General features: G+C 63.0%; 6 protein-coding genes. 2 read left to right on the top strand and 4 right to left on the bottom strand.

From position 1 onward, the window contains the following. A partial coding sequence (locus LU671_RS29030; RefSeq protein ID WP_442964159.1) for a ShlB/FhaC/HecB family hemolysin secretion/activation protein occupies window positions 1-914 on the bottom strand: 914 nt, incomplete at its 3' end. A 185-nt stretch (window positions 915-1,099) separates the two neighbouring features. Here LU671_RS29030 and LU671_RS29025 point away from each other — a divergent pair. Next, window positions 1,100-1,369, top strand: a complete 270-nt coding sequence (locus LU671_RS29025; RefSeq protein WP_050706787.1) for a hypothetical protein — start codon at window positions 1,100-1,102, stop codon at window positions 1,367-1,369. 11 nt (window positions 1,370-1,380) lie between these two features. Here the strand turns inward: LU671_RS29025 and LU671_RS29020 are convergent, their stop codons facing one another. The 3 genes from LU671_RS29020 to LU671_RS29010 form a co-directional block, all read right to left on the bottom strand. Beyond that, a complete protein-coding gene (locus LU671_RS29020) occupies window positions 1,381-1,617 on the bottom strand; it encodes a BrnA antitoxin family protein (RefSeq protein WP_023631177.1) in 237 nt (78 codons plus the stop codon). Further along, a complete protein-coding gene (locus LU671_RS29015) occupies window positions 1,592-1,873 on the bottom strand; it encodes a BrnT family toxin (RefSeq protein ID WP_203651449.1) in 282 nt (93 codons plus the stop codon). The genes LU671_RS29020 and LU671_RS29015 overlap by 26 nt, the downstream gene beginning before the upstream one ends. Window positions 1,874-2,058: 185 nt before the next feature. Beyond that, window positions 2,059-3,423, bottom strand: coding sequence for a DEAD/DEAH box helicase (locus LU671_RS29010; RefSeq protein ID WP_203651447.1), 1,365 nt, complete (start codon window positions 3,421-3,423; stop codon window positions 2,059-2,061). Between the two features lie 104 nt (window positions 3,424-3,527). On the opposite strand from LU671_RS29010, the gene LU671_RS29005 reads away from it, so the two are divergent. After that, a partial coding sequence (locus LU671_RS29005) for a mechanosensitive ion channel family protein (protein WP_232857800.1) occupies window positions 3,528-4,384 on the top strand: 857 nt, incomplete at its 3' end.

Below are 4,384 nucleotides of genomic sequence, written 5' to 3'. Positions count from 1 at the left end.
AGGGAGCGGTATTCGCTCTCGCTGTAGCTGTAGGTGAAGTTCCACCAGCCCCACGGCAGGTTGTAGAACAGCACGCCGTTCTTCGAGCCCTGGGTGTGGTCGCTGACCACGTCATGACCGCCGCGCAGCATCAGCTGGTCGGCCAGGCCCAGCGGGCTGTCCCATTCCAGGCCAAGGTTGAGCATCTGCTCGCCGGTGCTGCGCTGGCCTTCGTTGTTGCGCGACAGCGAGGCACGCCAGGGTTTCTGCTGGGTGTTGCGCACCAGCACTTCGCTGCCGCCGACGGCCTTGCCCGGGGTCAGTTCCATCTGCGCCTTGTTCGACGGCAGGCGGTTGAGCTGGTCGACCATCTGCTCGATCTCGCGCAGGTTCAGGCGCTGGTCGATATCGCCGGGGAAGGCCATGGCCAGTTCGCGGTCGCTCAAGCCGCTGTTCGGGTCCGGGCGCAGCCCTTCCAGGCGCCCTTCCACCACCAGTACCTGCAGGTGGCCCGAGGACAGGTCCTGCTGCGGCAGGTAGGCGCGGCTGGTGACCAGGCCGCGGCCCAGGTAATGGTCGGTGATGGCCTTGAGCAGGGCATTGAGCTGGGTGACGCCCAGGCACTGGTCGATGAAGGGCTTGAGCAGGCGGTCGCGGTCGGCGGCGGACAGGCTGTCGGCGCCCTTGAGTTCGATGGTGTGGATGGTGAAGCAGCGGCTGTCGGTCGCCGGTTGCGACTCACCGGGTTCAGCGGCCTTGCCGGGCAGGTTGCGCAGCTCTTCGAGGCGGCGCTGCTGCTCTTCGAGCAGACGGTCCTGGCGGTCGCGGATCAGGTCCTGGTCGCCGGGTGAGGCAGCACGGGCCGTACCCATGGTCGTGCAGGCCAGCAAGGCGGCAAGCATGCAAGCTCGCCCCCGGTTAAAACGCATAGACATCATCCAGTCCCTGGACCACGGAAAAGAGCGCGGGATATTATTTGGCCATCATCATGGCGTCAAATTAATATCGTCAAAAAACCGTGAAATCGTCAAAGGACCCTTCCAGCAATCACCTGGACTGAACTTCCAGGCAGCCAGACGCCTCCACCGGACTGAATCCACTGGTAACAAGGAGTCGAGGGATGAAACCGTTGCCATGCCTTATCTGCGCGGCCACCCTGCTCTGCGCACAGCCCATCTGGGCCTGCACACCGGAAGAGGCCACGCAGAAAAGAGAAGAACTGGCCGGGCTGGTCAGCCAGTTGACCGAACAGAACCCGCGCAAGGCCAAGGAGATAAACGACGAGCTCCAGCACATGGAGCTCGGAACGGCCAGCAAGGACTTGCCGGACAAATGCCAGTTGATCGACAAGCGCATCCAGGAGCTTAAAGAAGCGGAAAGGAAAACCTGACCGCGCCAGTGTCAGCGCCGCTGCTGGGCTTGCATGTACTGGCGAAGCAACTGGTTGATGCGGGTCTGGTAGCCGGCCCCCTGTTCCTTGAACCAGGCCAGCACGTCGGCGTCCAGGCGGATGGTCACCGTTTGCTTGGCCGGAACTCGCAGCTCGGCGCGGCGGAAAAAGTCATCGTCGAGTTCGGGGATGTCCGAGGTATCGACCGGGGCTTGGTCTTGCTCACAGCTTCTGGACGGTTTCGACATAGCGCGTTACCTCACGTCGTGTGGCTCTTCTGGCGGAAATGATGCGGATCACATCACCCTGCCGTTCGGTGTAGGCGACCACGCTGACCCAGGCGTTGATCCAGCCCATGCCTATCCAGCGTGCCTCCGGGTACTCGAATCGCTCATCGCGCAACGCCAGCATCGGCTGGCGGAACATCTCGGGCACGTCATTGAAGTCGATACCGTGCTTGCGGATGTTGAGCAGGTTCTTGTCCTCGTCCCATTCAAATCGCACGGGACAATCGTATTTACAGCTGTACATACACTACTCCTCCTTGACTGCAGATGCCAGAGGAGTGTGGCGGTCGGGCGGCAAAATGCCCGGGCTGGAATACGGTTTGGGAAACGGGCTACGCGCCCTGGGGAAAGAGGTGAAGCAACCCGCCACCGTTGCAGTGGCGGGCTCATGACCGGAGGGGCTTACTCAGCCGCCGGCTTGCGCTTTTTCAGCGGTGCCAGGCCGTCGGAGCTGGCCAGAGGCGCATTGGCCTTCGGCTTGGCGGTAGGCTTTTTCTTGGCCGCGCCCTTCTTGTCGGCACCGGCCTTCTTCTCACCCTTTTTCTTCTTGCTGCCGGCAGCCTTGCCCGAGGCCTTGACCTTCTTCGGCCCGCTGTAGGTGCCCTTGACCTCCTTGATGACGCGGCGCTCGAACTGCTGCTTGAGGTAGCGCTCGATGCTCGACATCAGGTTCCAGTCGTTGTGGGTGATCAGCGAGATCGCCAGGCCTTCGCCACCGGCACGGCCGGTGCGACCGATACGGTGCACGTATTCGTCACCGCTGCGTGGCATGTCGAAGTTGATCACCAGGTCCAGGCCGTCGATATCCAGGCCGCGGGCCGCGACGTCAGTGGCGACCAGGACCTTGGAACCGCCATCCTTGAAGCGGTCGATGGCCAGCTTGCGGTCCTTCTGGTCCTTCTCGCCGTGCAGGACGAAAGCCTTGACCTCCTTGGCCACCAGGTGACCATAGATACGGTCGGCCAGGGCACGGGTGTTGGTGAAGATGATTGCCTTCTGGTAGGTCTCGTTGGCCAGCAGCCACTGCACGATCTGCTCTTTGTGCTGGTCGTGGTCGGCGGTGATGATCTGCTGACGGGTGCCCTCGGCCAGTTGCGAGACACTGTTGAGCATCAGGTGCTCAGGGTCCTTGAGCACTTTACCGATGATATCGCGCAGGGCCGCACCGCCCGTGGTGGCCGAGAACAGCAGGGTCTGCTTGCGGTTCTCGCACTCCTTGCACAGGCGCTCCATGTCTTCGGCAAAGCCCATGTCGAGCATGCGGTCGGCTTCGTCGAGGATCAGCACTTCCACGTGCGACAGGTCCAGGTTGCCGGCATTGAGCTGCTCGAGCAGGCGGCCGGGGGTGCCGATCAGCACGTCCGGCACCTTGCGCAGCATGGCGGCCTGCTCCTTGAAGTCTTCACCGCCGGTGACCAGCCCCGACTTGATGTAGGTGAACTGGGAGAACAGTTGCACCTGCTTGAGGGTCTGCTGGGCCAGCTCGCGGGTCGGCAGCAGGATCAGCACACGGATCTCCACGCTTGGACCTTTGCGGTCGACCAGGCGGTTGAGCAGCGGCAGCACGAAGGCGGCAGTCTTGCCGCTGCCGGTCTGCGCCGTCACCCGCAGGTCACGCCCTTGCAGGGCCAGGGGAATGGCCGCTGCCTGCACCGGCGTCGGCTCGACAAATTTCAGCTCGGCCACGGCTTTGAGCAGGCGTTCGTGCAGGGCGAATTGGGAAAACACGGGGGTAACCTCGGGCAAGTGCGAAAAATTCAGTTGCATAGGGTAACGTTTTCCGTGGCCAGAACCGAATTTCTTTTGGCAACTTTGCGCCGATCCACGCTCTAATACCCCTTCATACCGCAACACAGACCGCTTCCACGCCCATGGACATCCAACGCTTCTGGCGCGACGCCCTCGACCTCTGGGGCACGCTCGATCAACACCCACTGCTGCATGCAGCCCTCGGCCTGATCGTGCTGCTGCTGGTCTCGCTGCTGGTCGGCCGCCTGGCACGCTTCCTGATCCTGCACTCCACCCGCCTGCTCGGCCGCCAACAGGCACTCAGGTGGCTGGACGACCTGCGCCACAACAAGGTGTTCCACCGCCTGGCGCAGACCACCCCATCGCTGGTGGTGCAGTTCGGCCTGAAGCTGGTGCCGGAGCTGTCGGCCACCACCCAGCACTTCCTCGGCAACGTCGCCCTGGCGGTGACCCTGCTGTTCATGACCCGCGCCCTGTCCTGCCTGCTCGATGCGCTGCTGGACATCTATGCCCGCAGCGAACACGCCCGCACCCGCTCGATCAAGGGCTACATGCAGCTGGCCAAGATGATGCTGTGGATCTTCGCCGCCATCGTCATCGTCGCCACCCTTATCGACCGCTCGCCGCTGTTGCTGCTATCCGGCCTGGGCGCCATGTCGGCGGTGCTGCTGTTGGTGTACAAGGACACCCTGCTGTCATTCGTCGCCAGCGTGCAGCTGACCAGCAACGACATGCTGCACGTCGGCGACTGGATCGAGATGCCCCAGGCCGGCGCCGACGGCGATGTGGTGGACATCACCCTGCACACGGTCAAGGTGCAGAACTTCGACAAGACCATCGTCTCGATCCCCACCTGGCGCCTGATGAGCGAGTCGTTCCGCAACTACCGCGGCATGCAGCAGTCCGGCGGGCGTCGGATCAAGCGCAGCCTGTTCATCGACGCCGCCGGCGTGCGCTTCCTCAGCCCGGACGAAGAACA

The sequence above is a fragment of the Pseudomonas sp. NMI760_13 genome (assembly GCF_021283245.1).
Lineage (GTDB): Bacteria > Pseudomonadota > Gammaproteobacteria > Pseudomonadales > Pseudomonadaceae > Aquipseudomonas > Aquipseudomonas peradeniyensis.
This window is presented reverse-complemented; position numbering and strand designations above follow the sequence as displayed.

Excerpts from the sequence above, each read along its gene's own strand:
- LU671_RS29025 (WP_050706787.1), top strand. The coding sequence starts at position 1,100 with ATGAAACCGTTGCCATGCCTTATCTGCGCGGCCACCCTGCTCTGCGCA.
- LU671_RS29020 (WP_023631177.1), bottom strand. The coding sequence starts at position 1,617 with ATGTCGAAACCGTCCAGAAGCTGTGAGCAAGACCAAGCCCCGGTCGAT.
- LU671_RS29010 (WP_203651447.1), bottom strand. The coding sequence starts at position 3,423 with ATGCAACTGAATTTTTCGCACTTGCCCGAGGTTACCCCCGTGTTTTCC.